Origin of the sequence: Polaromonas sp., assembly GCF_049790275.1 — a bacterium.
GTDB lineage: Bacteria > Pseudomonadota > Gammaproteobacteria > Burkholderiales > Burkholderiaceae_C > Polaromonas.
On the sequence record NZ_JBAQYR010000122.1, the window covers coordinates 24,214 to 43,793 of the forward strand.

Here is a 19,580-nt window from a genome sequence, read left to right on the forward strand (position 1 = left end):
AGAGCAAACCAACCTGCGCCGGACAGACCCGTGCGCAGCCGTTTGGCACGCCATTTGCTGCGGTTTGTTATGCTCATTGCGGTGCCTCCGCCACTCACGTAGCAGCGAGTTTGGCGACTCCGGGGTTTTGTATGCAGGTCAACGGTCGAAGCAGGCGGCACGGGTCATTGCTTCCATGATTCAAAAACATGACGGGTCCCGTACAAGGAGAAGATGACGTGCGATTCAAGCTCATACCATGGCTGGCGGTTTCAACATTGATTGCGGGCCTTGCCGGCTGCCAGACAGCACCAGGGCCCGCCGGCGCTGCCGGGTCATCAACACCCCCGATCGGGTCCATCGGCCTGACCCTCGCTTGCCCAACCTCCAGGTCAGTTGTTCCTAACGCCGACTACATCGGGCCCTACATGGGCGTTGAAAACGTCATCCCGTTGAAGGAACTGGCCCAGGACGTGTATTGCTCGGACTCATTCAAGGCCCGGAATTTCCCGCTCGGCTTCGTCACCATCTACGGCAGCTCCCGTATCAGGGAAAAGAATGCACCGTGTGATGCGCGTGGGGAAAACTGCAACGAGTCCGTCAGGGCCGCGAATGACGTGATTTACCGGGACACCCGGAACTTTGCCTACACCTGGACCCAGCGACATGGCAAGAAGTACCCGATCATGACGGGAGCTGGCCCCGGGCTCATGGAGGCTGGAAACAAGGGGGCTGTTGAAGCGGGCGGTGCCAGCGTAGGCTACACGACCTATTACGACCGCAAATCCGGCAGCGATCCTGTCAAACCTTATGGCGGTGATCCCAAACTGGCGCTCAACGCCTACGTGACGCATGGCTTGATCTTTTCCAGTGTGGCTGTGCGCGAATACGCCATGATCAAACATTCAGCGGCGATGGTGATTGCGCCGGGTGGAACCGGTACCGAATGGGAACTGTTCCAGATCATTGAAACCATCAAGAGCAGGCAACTGACAAAAGTGCCGGTCTACTTGCTGGGCAATCGCCAGACCCACTGGCGCAGCCTTGAGGCACGCCTGAAGGACATGGTGGAACGGAAAACCGTCAACGCCGAAGAGTTGTCGTTTTTGAAATACGCGGAAACCAGTGAAGACCTGATCAGGCAACTGGGTGTTGATCTGGGCCTGAACTGATATTGCACACACCACCCTGCCGCGGAAAAGATCGGATGACCTATTCGCCCGGGAGCCCCGGAGCAACCCGTCACCAGGTTCAGCCGTGCTGGCTGGCCAGTTTTTCAAGAAGTTCGAGGCCTCTCAGGCCTCCAGCCCTTTTGCTTCTTGCGCAAGCAGCTATTAAATCAATAGCGCCCAAGATCCCCTGGAGGGACTCTTCACGTTTGAAAGCTGCTGCTGGAGTCAGAAGGAGCTGCTTGCATGTCACCTGGACCCCCGTTGCAACGGGGGTCGAACGTGGACACTAGTGAGAACAGCACCAGCGTTTTCTCACGCCGGCTGGCCTCACAAGAGGCCGGACGCACGGTGAGCCCGGGCCATACCAAGCGCATGGCCGACCAGCGGGGTCACGCCCGCCGGTAGCCGTGAAAACTGCTCAGTAGTCGGCGCGCATCAGGCGCTGGGAGCGCGCGCTCATGTTGCGGCGGATGGCTGGCGTCAGCCAGTGGGGCGACAGCCGCGCAACGTATGCGGTGCCCAGTGTTTCGAGCATGGCATTTGCGGCGTCCAGCACCTGGCGAACCAGGGAAGGAGACGACGAAGTACGCTGGCCGGCAGACATTCCGCTGGCTTGGGCGTTGACGAAGAGTACGGAGCGAGTCATGGAGCTTCCTTTCAAAATTTGACCTGAACTGGGCTGCCTTTACAGCGGTATTGGAAAAAGTATAGGGTTTACGAGCATAGAAGTAAAACGACTTATATTTGATTTCAATGCAAAATTTTTCTTTTAAAGCCTGCCCTGTACCGGAGTTTTTTGATGGACATCAACCTCGCCCGCACTTTTCTGGAGATCGTTTCCAGCCACAGCTTTGCCCAGGCCGCGGAGCAGTTGCATGTCACGCAGACGGCGGTCAGCGCGCGTGTGAAGACGCTGGAGGAGTTGCTGGGCCGCAAGCTCTTTGTGCGGAACAAGGCCGGCGCATCGCTGACTGCGGCCGGCGAGCAGTTTGTCCGGCATGCCATGGCGCTGGTGCAGGCGTGGGAGCAGGCCCGCCACCAGATGACGGTGCCGCCCGGGCGCCGGGCGCTGGTCACGGTGGGCTGCGAAATCAGCCTCTGGCAACCCCTGCTGCTCGACTGGCTGCTCTGGATGCGCCAGGGTGCACCGGACCTGGCGCTGCGAACCGAGGTGGGTGTGGCAGAAGACCTGCTGGAGCGCGTGGCTCATGGAACACTGGACATCGGCATCGCCTACGCACCGCGGCAGCGCCCCGGCCTCAGGATCGAGCTGTTGATCGAGGAAAAGCTGGTGCTGGTGACCACTTCCCCCACGCTTGAGGTACCCCAGGCCGCCGACTACGTGTATGTGGATTGGGGCCCTGAATTTGCGGCGCAGCACAGCCTGGCGTTTCCGGAGCTTTCCAGCGTGGGGGTGTCGTCCAGCCTGGGACCACTGGGGCTCGAATACCTGCTTGCCGTCGGCGGCGCGGGCTATTTCCGGCAAAACGTGGCGCGCAAGTACATCAAGGAAGGACGTCTGCACCGCGTGCCCGGTGCGCCTGAATTTCTGTACCCGGCTTACGCCGTTTATGCCGGCAACGCGGACATGAAGGTGCTGGAGGCGGCTCTCGCCGGATTGAGACAGGTCGCGGCAGGAAACCCGGCCAAACCGCGCGCCGCCAGGCCAGCCAAGGCAGCCGGGAAGCCGAAGCCCTCTTCCCCTTCTTCTTCCTAGCACCCTACCCTAGTGCGCTCCCGCCGCCGCATCCAGCGTGCCGGCGGCCTTTTGCGGATGGGTCATCCACACCAGGGGAATCAGCGCCAGGAAAAGCAGTGCCGAGATCCAGAAGATGTCGTTCGCAGCCAGCATGAAGGCCTGCTGGTCCACCAGCCGGTTCACCTGCGCCAGCGCTTGTTCAGGCGTGAGGCCGGATGCGGTCAGGCCCGACAGTGCGGCCTGCGCTGCCGGGCTGCCCGGGTTGATGGTTTCGGCGAGCTGCGCGTGATGCAATGCAGCGCGGCTCTCCCACAGCGTGGTCGAGATCGAGGTGCCCATGGCGCCGGCGGTGATGCGCACGAAGTTGGTCAGGCCCGAGGCGGCGGGCATGCGGTCCGGCGTGAGGCCGGACATGGTGATCGTCATCAGCGGGATGAAGAAGAAAGCCATCGCCACACCCTGGATGATGGTGGGAACCAGGATGGTGTTGAAGTCGGCCTGGGTGTTGAAGTTCGAGCGCATCCACAGCACCAGTGCGAACACCAGGAAAGCGAAAGTCGCATAGCGGCGCGGGTCGACACTGCCCACCGTCTTGCCCACGATTGGTGACAACACTAGCGCCAGCAGGCCCACCGGTGCCATGATCATGCCGGCATCCGTCGCGGTGTAACCCATGAACTGCTGCAGCCACAGGGGCAGCAGCACGACGTTGCCGAAGAACAGGCCGTACGCCACCGAGGTCGTGATGGTGCCGGCCCAGAAGTTGCGGCGCGCAAACAGGCGCAGGTCCACCACCGGGTGTTTGTCGGTCAACTCCCAGATCAGGAAGAAGGCGAAACCCACGGCGGCCGTGATGGCCAGCCCGATGATGAGCGGCGAGTGAAACCAGTCGTGTTCCTTGCCCAGGTCCAGCATGATCTGGAGCGCACCAATCCACAGCACCAGTAGCGACAGCCCCACGGTGTCGATGGGCAGCTTCTTCGTGACACTTTCACGCTTGCGGTAAATCGTCCAGGAGGCAAATGCGGCGAGCATGCCGACCGGAATGTTGATGTAGAAAATCCAGGGCCAGGAGATGTTGTCGGTGATCCAGCCGCCCAGCAGCGGCCCCATCACCGGCGCAACCAGCGTGGTCATGGCCCACATCGCCATGGCCAGCCCCGCCAGTGCGCGTGGGTAGCTGGCCAGCAGCAGCGACTGCGACAGCGGGATCATCGGACCGGCAACAAATCCCTGCAGCGCGCGCAGCGCAATCAGGCTGGTCATGTTGGGCGCCAGGCCGCACAGCCATGATGCAATCACGAACAGGATGACACTGCCAACGAACAGGCGCACCTGGCCGAAGCGCTGCGACAACCAGCCAGTGAGGGGCACTGCAATCGCGTTGGCAACGGCAAAACTCGTGATGACCCAGGTCCCCTGGTTCGGGCTGACGCCGAGGTCGCCGGCGATGGCTGGCAGCGAGACGTTGGCGATCGAGGTATCCAGCACGTTCATGAACGTGGCGGCGGACAGCGCGATGGTGCCCCAGGTGCGCGCCGATCCCTCGAGCGGCGCGTGCGCAACGGGCATGGCGGCGCTGGCCATGTTCAGTTCGCGCGGGAAACGGGTGCGGTGACGGCCAGGGTGGCGGGCGCCGGCACGGGCGTCAACGTATTCTTGCTGCCCCCTGTGCGTGTGCGACCCAGGTTGGCGGCAATCACGCGGCGCACAGCGGCCTCGCCGCCGTTGTCGGGCACCTGCAGGGCCTGTGCCTGCGACGCGGCGGCGCCCGGCGCATCGGCCAGGGTCTTGCCGTCGCGGTTGCGGATATCGACCTCGGCGTCCATCGACAGGCCGACGCGCAACGGGTTTTTCGCTATCTGTTCGGCATCGAGCGCAATACGCACCGGCACACGCTGTACCACCTTGATCCAGTTGCCGGTAGCGTTTTGCGCGGGCAGCAGCGCAAAGGCCGCGCCGGTGCCAACACCAAGCCCGGCCACAGTGCCGGTGTATTCGACCTTCCTGCCGTAGAGGTCGGCCGTCAGCTTGACCGGCTGGCCGATACGGATGTTGCGCAGTTGCACTTCCTTGAAGTTGGCATCGACCCAGACCTGCTTGAGCGGGATGATGGACATCATGGGTGTGCCGGCGGCCACGCGCTGACCGAGCTGCACCGTGCGTTTGGCGACGTAGCCGTCGACCGGCGCTGGCATGACGACGCGCTGGGTGGCAAGGTAAGCCTCGCGCACCCTGGCGGCGGCGACCTGCACGCTGGGGTGCTGCTCGACACTGGTGCCGTCGGTCAGCGCCTGATTGCTGGCGAGTTGCTCACGCGCGGCGGCGACGCCGGCCTGCGCCGCGGCCAGCGCGCTTTTGGCATTGGCCAGTTGCGTCTGGGCATGGCCGAGTTCTTCGCGCGAGACCGCGCCGTTGCCGGTGAGGGCCTGTCGCCGGTTCAAATCGTCATTCGCGCGGGCGATCTCGCTTTGGGCACGGGCAATGTCGGATTCGCGCAGGGTCACCTGCGCGGCGAGAGAGCCATTGTTGGCATACAGCGTGCGCACCTGGCGCACGGCTTGCGCCAGCGCGGCCTCGGCCTGGTCCATGGCGACCTTGGCATCAGCGGGATCAAGTTGCACCAGCGGCTGGCCGGCTTTCACGAAGTCAGTGTCGTCAGCCAAAACGCCGACCACAGTGCCGCCGATCTGCGGCGTGATCTGGATCACATTGCCCTGCACATAGGCGTTGTCGGTGGACTCGTAGTGGCTGGCCAGCAGGAATTCGTAGGCTGCCCAGCCGACACCGGCGACGATGACAACCGCCGCCAGTGCGGTCAGCGCCTTCTTGCGCTGGGGGTTGGCGGCGGTGGCGGGTGTTTGGATATCAGTTGGCGTGTTCATGATGACTGTTGTTTTGTTGGGTGTGATCCTGGCAATGCAGATCGGGCGCCTGGCGGCTCAGCGGCCACCTGCACCGGAATTTGAAGAAAAATGGCTTCCAACTCCTGCCGAACCTTGGCCGGCAGCTATCTTTTCAGGAGTATCGAAGGCGGCGGCAGGAGCCCCGGATGTGTAGCCGCCACCGAGCGCGCGCACCAGGCCAACCTGCGTGTCCAGCGCGCGGGCCGCGAGGTCCACGGCCTGCCGGCGCTGGTTCAGCACGCTGGTCTCTGCCGTCAGCACATACAGGTAATTGCCCAGGCCCGCCTTGTAACGCTGCACGGCAATGTCGTAAGCGCCTTCGGCGGCGGCCTGTGCGGCGCGCTGCTCGATCTGCTGGCGTCTGATGGCCTGGCTGGAAGCGACCTGGTCGGCAACGTCGCGCACCGCGTCAATCACCGCGGCGTTGTAGCTTTCCACCGCAGTGTCGAGATCGCTGGTCTTGCCGCGCAGGTTGGCGCGCAGGCGGCCTGCGTCAAAAATCGGCAGGCGCAGGGCCGGGCCCACGCCCCACTGCTGGCTGCCGGCGTCCAGCAGGCGGCTCAGGCCGATGCTGGAAAACCCGGCGAAGGCCACGAGATTGATGTTGGGATAAAACTGCGTCTTCGCATTGACCACATCGTTGGACGCAGCCTCCACGCGCCAGCGCGCGGCAACGATGTCGGCCCGGCGGCCCAGCAGGTCGGCCGGGATGGATTCCACTGACGCTATCTTTTTAATAGCTGACAGCGCAGGCGGGGAAAGGTCCAGAGCCTCGTTTGGCTTGCCAACCAGGGCACCCAGGGCGTTTCGCGCCAGAGTCAGCTGCTCCTGCAGGCTTTCGATCTGCAGGCGCGCTTCAGGCAGGCCGCCTTCGCTCTGGCGCAACTCCAGCTGGGTGTCCAGCCCGGCGTTGACACGGTCTTTCACCAGGCCCAGCGTCTCCTGGCGCTGCGCCAGGGTGCGCTGCGCCACCTGCAGTTGCTCGTTCAGGCGTGCGACCTGGAAGTAGCTGCGTGCCACATTGCTGGCCAGCAGCACACGCGCAGCCTCGGTATCGGCCTGTGCGGCGCGCACGCTCCCCAGGGCGGACTCGAGGGCGGCGCTGTATTTGCCGAAGAAGTCGAGTTCCCAGCTGCCGCTGAGCTGCACCGTGCCGCTTTCGCGGATGGAGCCGGCCAAGGGCGCGGGCACGGCGCCGTTGGCGGTGTATTTCTGGCGTGTGAGGTCGATGCCGCCATTGATCTGCGGAAGTTTCGCCGCGTCGGCCACTTCAGTCACCGCCTGCGCGCGTGCCAGCCGGGCCTGCGCCAACTTGAGGCTGGGGTTGCTCTGCAGCGCCAGGGCCACCAGGCCATTGAGCTGTTCGTCGCCGAAGTCGCGCCACCATTCGGCAGCAACGGGCATCACCTCCTGCACAGCCGGTGCGGATGAAGTCTGCAGGCCCAGCGAGGACGCTTCGCGCAGGCTCGATTGCGGCTGGATACCCGACATGTCGGCACAGCCGGTGATGCCGGTGGCCATCAGGCCCGCCGCAATCAGGCCGGCTGTCGCCACCAGGGCCATGCGGAAGGAAGCGCGCCACAGCGGCAGGGAGCTGGGCGCGCTGTCAGGTGCTGCGCCGGAGGGAATGCGGGGCTTGTTTTTCATTTTTTCTCTGCGGCTGCCTGCAGGCTTTGGGCGGTCTCGAAAATGCGCCGCAGGTAGCTTTTAAGGGTTTGCCATTCCTCGACCGAAAAGCCGGCCAGATGCTCGTTCTGGATGCGGCTGAGGATGACGGGAATCTCTTTTGCGGCGATGCGCCCGGCATCTGTCAGCTCAAGATTGACAACGCGTCTGTCCTCAGAAGATCGGATGCGGCGGCACAGATCCTTGGCCTCCAGCCGGTCCAGCAGGCGGGTCATTGAGCCGGCGTCCAGGTCGCACTCGCGTGCCAGTTCGGCCACGGTTGAAGCGCTGCCCATGTAGAGCTTGAGCAACGGCACCCATTGCGCATTGGTCAGGCCTTTGGGCTCGAGTTCGCGTTCGACGCCCTGGGCGATCAGGGACAGGATGCGGCGCATCAGGTAACCGACGCTTTCGTCGGGTTTGTAGCCCTCCGCCCGGTAAAACTCGACCAGAGGGCACGACAGCGCGTCGGCAATCGGGTCGGACTTGTGTTTTGAAACCATGAGCGAATATTAATTGTCTAGACAAATATTGTCAAGCCTTTGTTTGTGGAGGCAATCTTTATCGCTCAATCCGGCTTGCGCTGATGCAAGCGGGGGTGGGCGCGTCGCCCAGCATGGGCCGCAGGCGGTGAGTGTGTCGGGACACAAGGGCGCTGGCGGACCAGCCTTTGCCTGACGATGCGGGGGTACCGGGCGGGCCGGTGTCGATCGTGCGGCCTGCGGCATGTGTTGAGCGGCACGTGTGCAGACTCGCATGCACCAGCCAAGGGCCGCGTGGCCAATGCCGGCGCGACTTACGGCACTCCGGGTATCCGGCGCATCCGATTCCTGCGCCCGGCCCGGGTCGCTGATGTCAGGCCCGGCTTCGGGCGATCAACGCGCCAGGTAGCCGCCGTCCACCGGGTAATAGGCCCCGGTCACAAACGACGCCTTGTCCGAGGACAGCCAGGCCACCAGTTCGGCCACTTCTTCCGCGCGGCCCAGGCGGCCTATGGGGTGGGCACCGACCAGCATGGCTTTGATGGCGGGGTCTTCTTCCAGGCCGCTGATCATGGGAGTGTGGATGAAGCCCGGGCCGACGGCATTGACACGCACGCCGTGTGCGCTGTATTCAAGTGCGGCCGCTTTGGTCAGGCCCACCACACCGTGTTTGGCGGCGGTATAGGCCGGGGCACCGGCAAAACCGACGGCGCCCAAGATGGAGGCAACATTGATGATGGAGCCGCCGCCGTTTTTGAGCATGCCGGCAATCTGGTATTTCATGCCGTAAAAGACGCCCGACAGGTTGATGTTGATGACCTGTGTCCAGCCGTCGAGCGGGTAGTCGGCCGTGGGGGCTTGCGGGCCGCCTATGCCGGCGTTATTGCAGGCGATGTCGAGCCTGCCAAACAGCGCCACCGTGCGCTCCACCAGTGCCTGGCCATCTTCTGGTCTGCCGACATCGGCTTTCACAAAAATGGCATCAGCGCCCAGCGCGCGCACCAGGGCCGCGGTTTCCTCGCCGGTCTTCTCGTTGACATCCGACACCACCACCCTGGCGCCCTCGCGCGCCCAGGTCAGCGCAATGGCACGGCCAATACCCGACGAGGCGCCCGTGACCAGCGCTACCTTGTTCTTCAACATGAAAATCCTTTTGCCTTGTTGTGCGGCCCGGTGCCACACCCCTGCCCCTGTCAGCCCGCGCGCGACGCGCGGTGATGCTGCGGAATTCATTTTGGGTCGCTCCACGGCAGCGGGCTTGATCCATGACAAAGAGCGGGAAGGTCACCCTTCTTTCATCCCTCGCCTGTACAGCCGTGCGGCGAACCGGGAGCCGGCCGAACTAAACTCACCACATGGCCACCTCCCCTCCTCCTGACGCGCCCAAAGGCTCGCCCCGTTCCCTGTCGGGCCTGCTGCCCTTTCTGTACCCCTACCGTGGCCGCATCGGGCTGGCCGTTTTTTTTCTGGTCATGGCAGCGGTGGCCACACTGATCTTTCCGCTGGCACTGCGCGGCCTGATCGATGGCGGCCTGGGTGCCGGCGACAAAGGCGCCCAATTGATGGCGCTGCGCACACACTTTTTCGAGCTGTTTGCGGTGGCGGCGGCACTGGGTCTGTTTTCGGCCGGGCGCTTTTACATGGTCAGCTGGCTGGGTGAACGTGTCACGGCGGATCTGCGCAACGCGGTGTATTCACATGTGGTGCGGCAGAGCCCGGAGTTTTTTGAAACCACCCAGACCGGCGAGGTGCTCTCGCGCCTGACCGGCGACACCACGCTGGTGCAAACCGTGGTGGGCTCGTCGCTCAGCATGGGCCTGCGCAACGCGGTGATGGGCGTTGGTGCATTGGGCATGCTGGTGGTAACCAACCCTTACCTGATGGTGCAGGTGCTGGGCGGGCTGGTGCTGATCGTGCTGCCTTCGGTATGGTTTGGCCGGCGCGTGCGCAAGCTCTCGCGCGCCAGCCAGGACCGCGTGGCCGACTCCAGCGCGATTGCGGCGGAGGTGCTCAACGCCATCCCGGTGGTGCAAAGCTACACCGCCGAAGCACGCGAGGCCACGCGCTTCGACGCGTCCACCACCGCTGCCTTCAACACCGCGGTGCGCCGCAGCAAGGCCCGTTCGGTGCTGGTGGCCTTCATCATCATCGCCACCTCGGCGGCTTTGCTGTGGGGCCTGTACCAGGGCACACAGGCGGTGATGCGCGGCGACATCAGTGCCGGCCACCTGGGCCAGACCGTGGTGTACGTGATCATCCTGGCCAGCGCCACCGCGGTGCTGGGTGAGGTCTATGGCGACCTGCTGCGCGCCGCCGGCGCCACCGAGCGGCTGATGGAGCTATTGGAAACGCGCTCCCCTGTGACTTCACCCTCGAATCCGGTCCCGGCCCCCGTGGTACGGGCGGGAAGCGCTATTAAATTTGAAGCAGTGACCTTCCACTACCCTTCACGCCCGCTGCAGCCCGCGCTGAGCGACTTCTCCCTGGATGTGGCGCCCGGCGAAACCGTGGCGATCGTGGGGCCCAGCGGTGCCGGTAAAAGCACGGTGTTCCAGCTGCTGCTGCGCTTTTACGACCCGGCCTCCGGCCGCATCGAGCTGGACGGCGTGCTGACCCGCGACATGGCGCTGCATGACCTGCGCCAGCGCATCGGCATCGTGCCGCAGGACGCCGTGATTTTCTCGACCAGCGCGCTGGAGAACATACGTTACGGCAAGCCCGGGGCAAATGACGAGGAGGTGAAGGCCGCAGCACAAGCGGCTTTTGCGCATGAGTTCATCACCGCCCTGCCCGAGGGTTACAACACCTTCCTGGGCGAGCGCGGCGTGCGCCTGTCGGGCGGCCAGCGCCAGCGTATTGCGATTGCACGCGCCATGCTGAAAAATCCGCCGCTGCTGCTGCTGGATGAAGCCACCAGTGCCCTGGACGCCGAGAGCGAACGCATGGTGCAGGCCGCACTCGAATCGGCCATGCAGGGCCGCACCACGCTGGTGGTGGCGCACCGCCTGGCCACAGTGCAAAAAGCCGACCGCATCCTGGTGCTGGACCATGGCCGGCTGGTGGAACAGGGCACCCATGCAGAACTGGTGGTGCGCGGAGGCATTTATGCCCGGCTGGCCGCGCTGCAGTTCAACGTCTGAGCGGATGCCTGAAGGGTCAAACCATGGTTATGCGTTAAATGCATGACAACCCATGAAGCCGGCCTTGGACAGTTGAACGCTGCAAGCCTAAGCTCTGCCCATTGATCTTCCAACAGGAGTATTTGATGTCGCAAGCTTCCCCCTCCGTCACCCCCGTACTGTCACACCCGCTGCCCTCTTACCTGCAGGCCGACAATCTCGGCCCCTGGGGCAATTACCTGCAGCAGGTGGACCGTGTGATCCCCCACCTGGGCAGCTTGGCACGCTGGGCCGAAACACTCAAGCGCCCCAAACGCATCCTGATTGTGGACGTGCCCATCCACATGGACGACGGCACGGTGGCGCACTTTGAAGGTTACCGCGTGCAGCACAACGTCTCGCGCGGGCCGGGCAAGGGCGGCGTGCGTTTTCACCAGGATGTGACGCTGTCGGAAGTGATGGCGCTGTCGGCCTGGATGTCGATCAAGAACGCGGCAGTGAACGTGCCCTACGGCGGCGCGAAGGGTGGCATCCGTGTCGATCCGAAAAAACTTTCGCGCGGCGAGCTCGAGCGCATGACGCGCCGCTACACCAGCGAGATCGGCATCATCATCGGCCCGAACAAGGACATCCCCGCGCCCGACGTCAACACCAACGAGCAGATCATGGCGTGGATGATGGACACCTACTCCATGAACACCGGCTCCACTTCCACGGGCGTGGTCACCGGCAAGCCGGTGGACCTCGGGGGTTCGCTGGGCCGGCGCGAGGCCACTGGCCGCGGCGTGTTCACTGTGGGCGTTGAAGCAGCCAAACACATCGGGCTGGACATCGCGACCGCCCGCGTGGCGGTGCAGGGCTTCGGCAATGTGGGCGGTGTCGCCGGCAAGCTGTTTGCCGAAGCCGGCGCGCGCATTGTGGCGGTGCAGGACCATGGCGGCACGATTTACCGCGAAGCCGGGCTGGACGTGCCTTCGCTGCTCAAACACGTGGCCGAGACCGGCAGTGTGGCCGGCTTCGGGCAGGCCGAAAAAATCAGCGACGATAAATTCTGGGAAGTCGATTGCGAAATCCTGATTCCCGCGGCTCTCGAGCAGCAGATCACCAGGGACAACGCCGGTCGCATCAAGGCGCGCATGATCATTGAAGGCGCCAACGGCCCCACCACCCCGGAGGCCGACGACATCCTGCATGAGCGCAATGTGCTGGTTCTGCCCGACGTGATTGCCAATGCCGGCGGCGTGACCGTCAGCTATTTCGAATGGGTGCAGGATTTTTCGAGCTTCTTCTGGGATGAAACCGAAATCAATGCCCGTCTGGTGCGCATCATGAAGGAAGCCTTTGCCGGCGTCTGGCAGGTGGCGCAAGATCATAAGGTCAGCCTGCGAACCGCAACGTTTATCGTGGCGTGTAAACGCATTCTGCATACACGCGAACTGCGCGGCTTGTACCCCTGACTTGACGCCCATCGGGTGGTTACAGTACAGGATGATCACCTGTCGCCGCCCAATAATGGCGTTTGTTCTGGGCGCCTTGCTGGCCAGCCTCGCAGCGTGGGTCGGGCCCTTGCTTGACCCGCCGGCGCTCGCGCGCTGGACAGTCCAGACGCATGAAGAAAATGATTTCCGTGCGGCTTATGCGCTCATAGCGATCCGTCACCTGCCCATGTTCCTGCTCGCCGTGGCGGCCGGCCGGCTGATCTTCCTGGTGCTTGAAAAGCCGTCCATGCGCATGGTGGCGGCAGTCACTCTGCCCTGGCTGCTGTATGTCGTTGTAACCGGCGTTCTGGAATCCGTCGCCATCGGCGAAAAGCCGTTCGAGTGGATGGTTTACCAGCCCGCGTATTTCATCTGGCCGCATTTCATCGCCATTCCGGCTGGGCTCTACGCCGCCAGCCGTATGGCCAACCGGCGCAAGTGAATGCAGATGCCCGGCCGCCCCGGCTCTGCCAGAGGCCGGCCTACTGCAGGGTTTCCTTGACAGCCTCGGCCAGCGGCAGCGGCATCACGTCGATGCCCTCATCCAGCAATTCAATCGCTTCGGCCCGGCTGGCCTGGCCGCGGATGCTGCGCTGTTCGGCATCGCCGTAATGCATGGCACGCGCTTCGTCGGCGAAACGCTGGCCCACATCTTCGGTGTTGGCCAGCACGTGGCGCAGGGCCCTGAGAAACTCTGCCTGTCCTGCGGGATGGCCGGCGGCAGCGATCATTTCATGGGTCGGGCCGGCCGGCAAAGCCGCGGGCGCCGACAGCTCGCGCGAAGGCGAAGCCGCTGCTGGCGCCTCGGCCACTGCCCCGAAATTGAGCCGCGGCGCACTGGGCATTTTCTGGACGGCGGGGTCTCCGCACAGCGGGCAGGTAACCAGACCACGGCCCAGCTGGCTTTGAAAATCATCTTCCGACGCGAACCAGCCCTCAAAGGCATGCTGGTGCGAACACTGGAGGTTGAGAACTTTCATATGCGAATTATCAGGCCTGGCTTGGGGGCGCGCCATCCTGCCAGTCCAGCGTCCACGCACCCGACAAAACGTTTTGCAGCCACAGGGTGCCGGCCAGCGTCTTGGCGTCGGTGACGCGACCGTCGCGGCACCACTGCAGCAGCTCTGCCGGGCTGGCGGTGAACACGTCGAGAAACTCGCCTGCATCGAGCTTGCGTTCCCCGGCGGTCAGGTTTCTGGCGAACCAGACGTCGATGAATTCGGTGGAGTAGGAAATCACCGGATGCATCACACCGGCTTTGGCCCACGATGCGGCGCTGTAGCCGGTTTCTTCCAGTAGTTCGCGCCGGGCACAGGCCAGCGAGGCTTCACCGGCATCGAGCTTGCCGGCCGGGAACTCCAGCATGACGGACTGCACCGGGTAACGGTACTGCCGCTCGAGCACGAGCCGGCCATCCCCGAGCTGGGCAATGATCATGACCGCACCCGGATGGCGCACATATTCGCGCAAGGCCTCGCGCCCGTCAGGCAAGCGCACGGTGTCCCGAAATGCGTGCAGGAAACGGCCGCGCAGCAGCTCCTGGCTGCTGAGCTTGTGTTCGCGCAGATGATCGTCAGCCGGATCGCCAGGGTGTGGGGAAGGGTCAGGCATGTCGAAAAATCCGGCCGTGGCGATGGTCAGCGGTGCTTGAACAGATAGCGGAATACAAAGCCGGGAAAGGCGAAGGTGATGAACAGCGTGCCCGTGATGGCGTAAAACTCCCAGCCCTGCGGCGCAATCTGGCCGAGGCGCTGTTCAAGCAAAAGGGCGAGGCCGCCGACCACGAAATACCAGAACACCAGCTCCGCCAGGCGCACCGCGAGATTCTTGGGCGCGTCCAGCCGGTAAACCAGCAGGAGCCGGTTGCTGATGAAAGGCAGGTTCGCCGCCAGCAGGGCCAGCGCGACCACCAGCCACACCGAAACTGCCTGGTTCATGTACCCAGTGACTTCACCACGCTGGCAATTGCCTGCTGGCACAGCGTCATGAGGCCCCCCGGCAGGATGCCCAGCAGCAGCACCAGCGCGCCGTTGATGGAAAGCACCACACGGGCATCGGCAGGAGCGGTGATGGCTGTGGGCATGCCGACATTGGGTGCATCGAAATACATCACCTTGACGACACGCAGGTAGTAAAAAGCGCCGACAAGCGACATGGCCACCGCAAAGACCGCCAGCACGATGTAGCTGGTCTGCTGCGAGGACACCAGGGCCTGCAGCACGCCGAGCTTGGCGTAAAAACCAACCACGGGCGGCACGCCGGCCAGCGAGAACATGCTGATGGCCATGACACCGGCAAACAGAGGACTGCGCTGGTTCAGGCCGGCCAGGTCGGTGATTTCTTCGGACTCATGGCCGGCACGCGCCAGCAGCAGGATGATGCCGAACACCGCGAGCGTCGTCAGCACATAGGTGATGGCATAAAACATGGCCGCACCATAGGCGTATTCGGCGTTGAACTGTTTGCCCGGAACCACAGCGGCCAGCAATGCCAGCAACAGGAAACCCATTTGCGAAATGGTGGAAAAGGCGAGCATGCGCTTCAGGTTGGACTGCGCCACCGCTGCCAGGTTACCGACCAGCAGCGAGCCGATGGCCATGAGCGCAAGCATTTGCTGCCAGTCAATGGCCAGAGGCAGCATGCCCTGCACCAGCAGGCGGATGCAGATGGCAAAGGCAGCCAGCTGCGGCGCCGCACCAATCAGCAGCGTGATGGCCGTGGGCGCGCCCTGATAGACGTCCGGCAGCCACATGTGGAAAGGCACGGCACCGAGTTTGAAGGCCAGGCCGGCGACGATGAAGACCAGGCCAAACACCAGCACCTGGTGATTCACCTGGCGGCTCGCAATCGCCTTGTACACCTCGTTGACGTCCAGCGAACCGGTGGCGCCGTACATCATGGACAGGCCGTAGAGCAGCAAGCCTGAAGCCAGGGCACCCAGCACAAAATACTTCATGGCGGCTTCGGTGGCCGTGGCGTTGTCGCGGCGCAGCGCCACCAGGGCGTAGCTGGAAAGCGTCATCAGTTCCAGGCCCATGTAGAGCACCAGGAAATTGTTGCCAGAGATCATCACGAAGATGCCGAGCAATGCAAACATGCCCAGCGTGAACAGCTCGCCGCCGCGAAGCATGTCGCGGTCCGCCGCGTAGCCGCGGCCATACACCAGGGTGACCATCATCGCGATGGCAGCGAAACACTTGAGCCAGTTGCCCATCGGATCGCTCACAACCATGTTGCCGAAGCCATAGAAAGTATTGCCCTTCACGGCGTATACGGCTTCCAGCGCGGCAACAGTCGCCAGGGTCAGCAAGGTCAGCACATAGGTCAGGGTGCGCTGGGGGCTTTTTACGCCCAGGTCGACCAGGGCGATCACACACGCCATGACCAGGAGCACGATCTCCGGGTAAACCGATAGCCAACTGAGTTTGTCAATCATCTGAATTCTTTTGAATGGTTGCTTATTGCAGTTTGGAGATCGCCACGTGCTTGAGCAGGTCAATGACCGAGCTGTCCATCACATCGGTGAAAGGCTTCGGATAAATACCCATGAAGAGGACGGCGATGGCCAGCAAGGCCAGCATCAGGAATTCGCGGCTGTTGATGTCGGCGAGGCCCTTGACATCGTCATTGGCGACCGGACCCAGGTAAACGCGCTTGAACATCCACAACGTGTAGGCTGCACCGAAAATCAGTGCCGAAGCAGCGGCCGCGCCGATCCAGAAGTTGAACTTGACCGCGCCCAGGATGACCATCCACTCGCCGACAAAACCGGCGGTGGCAGGCAGGCCGCAGTTGGCCATGGCAAACAGCAGTGCAAACGCGGTGAATTTCGGCATGGTGTTGACCACGCCGCCATAACTTGCGATCTCGCGCGAATGCACACGGTCGTACAACACCCCGATACACAGGAACATGGCGCCCGACACAAAACCGTGCGCAATCATCTGCACAATGCCGCCGGACACACCGATGTCATTGAAGATGAAGAAACCCAGCGTGACAAAACCCATGTGCGCCACGGACGAATAAGCCACCAGCTTTTTCATGTCCTGCTGAACCATGGCCACCAGACCGACATAGACCACGGCGATCAGGGACAGCGCAATCATGAGCCAGGCCCACTCGCGGGCAGCATCCGGCGCGATTGGCATGGAGAAACGCAGAAAACCGTAGGCACCAAGTTTGAGCATGATGGCCGCCAGCACGGCCGATCCCCCGGTGGGTGCCTCGACGTGCACATCGGGCAGCCAGGTGTGAACCGGCCACATCGGCACCTTGACGGCGAAAGCCGCAAAGAAGGCAAAGAAAAGGAAGGTCTGCGCCGTGTCACTCAGGGGCAATTTGTACCAGGTGGCCAGGTCAAAACTGCCGCCCGACTTGACATACAGGAAGACCAGCGCGATCAGCATCAGCAGCGAGCCAAGCAGCGTGTACAGGAAAAACTTGAACGCTGCGTAGATCTTGCGGGGACCACCCCAGACACCGATGATCAGGTACATCGGAATCAGCGTGGCCTCGAAGAACACATAAAAGAGCATGCCATCGAGTGCGGCGAACACGCCGATCATCAGCCCGCTGAGAATCAGGAAGGCGGCCATGTACTGGTTGACGCGGCTGGTGATGGATTCCCAGCTGGCGATGATGACCACCACGTTGATAAAAGCCGTGAGAAGGACAAACCACAGTGAAATGCCGTCCACGCCGAGGTGGTAATTCACATTGAAGCGCGCAATCCAGGGTGCGTTCTCGACGAACTGCATGGCCGAGGTACCGACCTCGAAGCCGCCGTACAGGGGAAGGGTCACGAGGAAACTGACGACGGCACCGATCAGTGCGATCCAGCGCACGCTGCGTGCCTGGTCGTCACGTCCAAGTGCCAGCAGCACGACGCCGAAGAAGACCGGCGTCCAGATGGCAAGGCTCAACAAACCCATTTTTATTATTCCTCTGCTTTGCTTATTTGCTGAGCATGTCTTTGATCAGCGGCCAGGTCGAGAAGTAGCTGATAAGAATGAAAATACCGACGATCATGGCCAGCGCGTAGTGGTAGATGTAGCCGGTCTGCACCTTGCGCACCACACCCGATACCCATCCGACCAGCTTCCATGAGCCATTGACCAGCGCACCGTCGATGAGCTTTTCGTCACCGCCCTTCCACAGGCCGATGCCCAGGCCGCGCGCACCGCGCGCAAGAACGTTTTCATTGAACCAGTCCATGTAGTACTTGTTTTCGAGCAGCGTGTAGAGCGGCTCGACCCGGCGCTTGATCGCTGCCGGCAGGGCCGGGTTGATCATGTACATGTAATACGCTAGGGCCACACCGGCGAGTGCCAGCCAGAACGGCGCTGTCGTGAGGCCATGCAGGGCCATCTGCGCCGGGCCATGGAACATTTCTGCGAGCTCGGCCATGGCCGGGTGTTTCTCGGCATTGACGATGATCGCGTCTTTCAGGAAGTCGCCGAACAGCATGGCGTCAATGCTCATGAAGCCGATCACCACCGAGGGAATAGCCAACAGGACCAGCGGCGCGGTTACCACCCAGGGCGACTCGTGCGGTGCGTGTGATCCATGATGCTCATCATGGCCGTGGTGGTCATCGTGATGTGCATCGGGGTTCTGGTCGAAACGTTCCTTGCCGTGAAAGACCAGGAAATACATGCGGAAGGAATAAAAAGCTGTCACGAACACGCCGGCCAGCACCGCAAAATGCGCAAAACCGGCGCCCGGCAAGTGGCTCGCATGCACCGCTTCGATGATGCTGTCTTTCGAATAGAACCCGGCAAACAGCGGCGTGCCGATCAGGGCCAGCGAGCCGAGCAGTGCGGTGATCCAGGTGATAGGCATGTACTTACGCAGCCCGCCCATCCAGCGGATGTCCTGGTTGTGGTGCACACCCATGATCACGGAACCCGCTGCCAGGAACAGCAGCGCCTTGAAGAAGGCATGGGTCATGAGGTGAAAGACCGCCACCGAATAGGCCGAGGCGCCCAGCGCCACCGTCATGTAACCCAGTTGCGACAGCGTGGAATACGCCACCACGCGTTTGATGTCGTTCTGGATGATGCCCAGGAAACCCATGAACAGGGCGGTGATGGCGCCAATCACCATGATGAAGCTCAGCGCGGTGTCACTCAACTCGAACAGCGGCGACATGCGCGCCACCATGAAAATGCCGGCCGTGACCATGGTGGCTGCGTGGATCAGCGCGGAAATGGGCGTCGGGCCTTCCATGGAGTCGGGCAGCCAGACGTGCAAGGGAAACTGGGCCGACTTGCCCATGGCGCCAATGAACAGGCAGATGCAGATCACGGTGATCAGCATCCAGTCGGTACCGGGAAAGCCAAGCCGGGCAATTTCGCCCGATTTGGCGAACACCTCGGTGTAGTTGAGCGTGCCTGCATAGGCGGCGAGCAGGCCGATGCCAAGAATGAAACCGAAGTCACCGACACGGTTAACCAGGAAGGCCTTCATGTTGGCGAAGATGGCGGTCGGTTTGTTGAACCAGAAGCCGATCAGCAGGTAGGACACGAGGCCCACGGCTTCCCAGCCGAAGAACAGCTGCAGCATGTTGTTGCTCATCACCAGCATCAGCATGGAGAAGGTGAACAGCGAGATGTAGGCGAAAAAGCGGTTGTAGCCTTCGTCTTCTTCCATGTAGCCGATGGTGTAGATGTGCACCATCAGCGAAACAAAGGTCACGACACACATCATCATGGCGGTCAGGCCGTCCACGAGGAACCCGATTTCCATCTTCAGGCCGCCCACAACCATCCAGGTGTAAAGCGTTTCATTGAAGCGCGCACCGTCGAGCGCCACGCTCTTGAGCGTCATGGCCGAGATAACGAAGGCCACCAGCACGCCGACGATGGTCAGCGTATGCGACAGGCGGCGGCCAATCCAGTTGCCGCCGAACGCGGTACCAAAAATGCCGGCCAGCAGCGAGCCGGCCAATGGCGCCAGGGGAACGGCAAGCAGGGTTGAAGCGTTGAGGGTGGATGCCATATCAGATTTCTTCCGCCAAGCCAGTTGCGCAGGCAAACAGGGGAGCCATGCCAGGGCCGCCACGGAACCGGCTTTGCC

17 protein-coding genes are annotated in these 19,580 nt (G+C 62.6%); 5 read left to right on the plus strand and 12 right to left on the minus strand.

The features are described from left to right. Positions 1-407: 407 nt before the first annotated feature. Positions 408-1,151, plus strand: a complete 744-nt coding sequence (locus WA904_RS17115) for an LOG family protein (RefSeq protein ID WP_425198337.1) — start codon at positions 408-410, stop codon at positions 1,149-1,151. Between the two features lie 418 nt (positions 1,152-1,569). On the opposite strand, the gene WA904_RS17120 is transcribed toward WA904_RS17115, so the two are convergent. After that, complete coding sequence (locus tag WA904_RS17120) at positions 1,570-1,797, minus strand: hypothetical protein (protein WP_425198338.1); 228 nt, start codon at positions 1,795-1,797, stop codon at positions 1,570-1,572. Between the two features lie 153 nt (positions 1,798-1,950). Between WA904_RS17120 and WA904_RS17125 the strand changes: the two genes are divergently transcribed. Continuing rightward, complete coding sequence (locus tag WA904_RS17125) at positions 1,951-2,868, plus strand: LysR family transcriptional regulator (protein ID WP_425198339.1); 918 nt, start codon at positions 1,951-1,953, stop codon at positions 2,866-2,868. 9 nt (positions 2,869-2,877) lie between these two features. Here WA904_RS17125 and WA904_RS17130 read toward each other — a convergent pair whose 3' ends face one another. The 5 genes from WA904_RS17130 to WA904_RS17150 all read right to left on the minus strand — a co-directional run bounded on the left by WA904_RS17130 (position 2,878) and on the right by WA904_RS17150 (position 9,046). Then, positions 2,878-4,437, minus strand: coding sequence for a DHA2 family efflux MFS transporter permease subunit (locus WA904_RS17130; RefSeq protein WP_425198340.1), 1,560 nt, complete (start codon positions 4,435-4,437; stop codon positions 2,878-2,880). Positions 4,438-4,439: 2 nt separating this feature from the next. Then, a complete protein-coding gene (locus WA904_RS17135; protein WP_425198341.1) occupies positions 4,440-5,735 on the minus strand; it encodes an efflux RND transporter periplasmic adaptor subunit in 1,296 nt (431 codons plus the stop codon). Positions 5,736-5,792: 57 nt separating this feature from the next. Then, the gene (locus tag WA904_RS17140; RefSeq protein WP_425198379.1) at positions 5,793-7,319 is read right to left on the minus strand and encodes an efflux transporter outer membrane subunit; all 1,527 of its coding nucleotides are present in this window, start codon (positions 7,317-7,319) and stop codon (positions 5,793-5,795) included. Between the two features lie 80 nt (positions 7,320-7,399). Next, entirely contained in the window at positions 7,400-7,924 is a 525-nt protein-coding gene (locus WA904_RS17145; RefSeq protein ID WP_425198342.1) for a MarR family winged helix-turn-helix transcriptional regulator, read from the minus strand. A 372-nt stretch (positions 7,925-8,296) separates the two neighbouring features. Further along, the gene (locus WA904_RS17150) at positions 8,297-9,046 is read right to left on the minus strand and encodes an SDR family NAD(P)-dependent oxidoreductase (RefSeq protein WP_425198343.1); all 750 of its coding nucleotides are present in this window, start codon (positions 9,044-9,046) and stop codon (positions 8,297-8,299) included. 212 nt (positions 9,047-9,258) lie between these two features. Here WA904_RS17150 and WA904_RS17155 point away from each other — a divergent pair, with 212 nt between their 5' ends. From WA904_RS17155 to WA904_RS17165, 3 genes are all read left to right on the plus strand, one after another. Continuing rightward, positions 9,259-11,043 carry an ABC transporter transmembrane domain-containing protein gene (locus tag WA904_RS17155; RefSeq protein ID WP_425198344.1) on the plus strand — a complete coding sequence of 595 codons (1,785 nt, stop codon included), beginning with the start codon at positions 9,259-9,261 and terminating at the stop codon, positions 11,041-11,043. Between the two features lie 125 nt (positions 11,044-11,168). Further along, a complete protein-coding gene (locus WA904_RS17160; RefSeq protein WP_425198345.1) occupies positions 11,169-12,479 on the plus strand; it encodes a Glu/Leu/Phe/Val family dehydrogenase in 1,311 nt (436 codons plus the stop codon). 55 nt (positions 12,480-12,534) lie between these two features. Next, positions 12,535-12,942: a hypothetical protein gene (locus WA904_RS17165; protein WP_425198346.1), complete on the plus strand. Its 408-nt coding sequence runs from the start codon at positions 12,535-12,537 to the stop codon at positions 12,940-12,942. A gap of 40 nt (positions 12,943-12,982) precedes the next feature. On the opposite strand, the gene WA904_RS17170 is transcribed toward WA904_RS17165, so the two are convergent. Genes WA904_RS17170 through nuoL form a run of 6 tightly spaced genes read right to left on the minus strand, consistent with a single transcriptional unit; the run spans position 12,983 to position 19,502 of the window. Next, a complete protein-coding gene (locus WA904_RS17170) occupies positions 12,983-13,480 on the minus strand; it encodes a DUF1178 family protein (RefSeq protein ID WP_425198347.1) in 498 nt (165 codons plus the stop codon). Positions 13,481-13,490: 10 nt separating this feature from the next. After that, positions 13,491-14,111 (minus strand): NUDIX domain-containing protein, encoded by a 621-nt coding sequence (locus WA904_RS17175; protein WP_425198348.1) that lies wholly within the window; start codon positions 14,109-14,111, stop codon positions 13,491-13,493. A gap of 26 nt (positions 14,112-14,137) precedes the next feature. Continuing rightward, the gene (locus tag WA904_RS17180) at positions 14,138-14,437 is read right to left on the minus strand and encodes a DUF2818 family protein (protein ID WP_425198349.1); all 300 of its coding nucleotides are present in this window, start codon (positions 14,435-14,437) and stop codon (positions 14,138-14,140) included. Next, positions 14,434-15,936: an NADH-quinone oxidoreductase subunit NuoN gene (nuoN, locus tag WA904_RS17185; RefSeq protein ID WP_425198350.1), complete on the minus strand. Its 1,503-nt coding sequence runs from the start codon at positions 15,934-15,936 to the stop codon at positions 14,434-14,436. Before nuoN ends, WA904_RS17180 begins: the two co-directional genes overlap by 4 nt. A 22-nt stretch (positions 15,937-15,958) precedes the next feature. Further along, positions 15,959-17,434: an NADH-quinone oxidoreductase subunit M gene (locus WA904_RS17190; RefSeq protein WP_425198351.1), complete on the minus strand. Its 1,476-nt coding sequence runs from the start codon at positions 17,432-17,434 to the stop codon at positions 15,959-15,961. Between the two features lie 22 nt (positions 17,435-17,456). Continuing rightward, positions 17,457-19,502, minus strand: a complete 2,046-nt coding sequence (gene nuoL / locus WA904_RS17195) for an NADH-quinone oxidoreductase subunit L (RefSeq protein WP_425198352.1) — start codon at positions 19,500-19,502, stop codon at positions 17,457-17,459. Between the last annotated feature and the right edge of the window lie 78 nt (positions 19,503-19,580).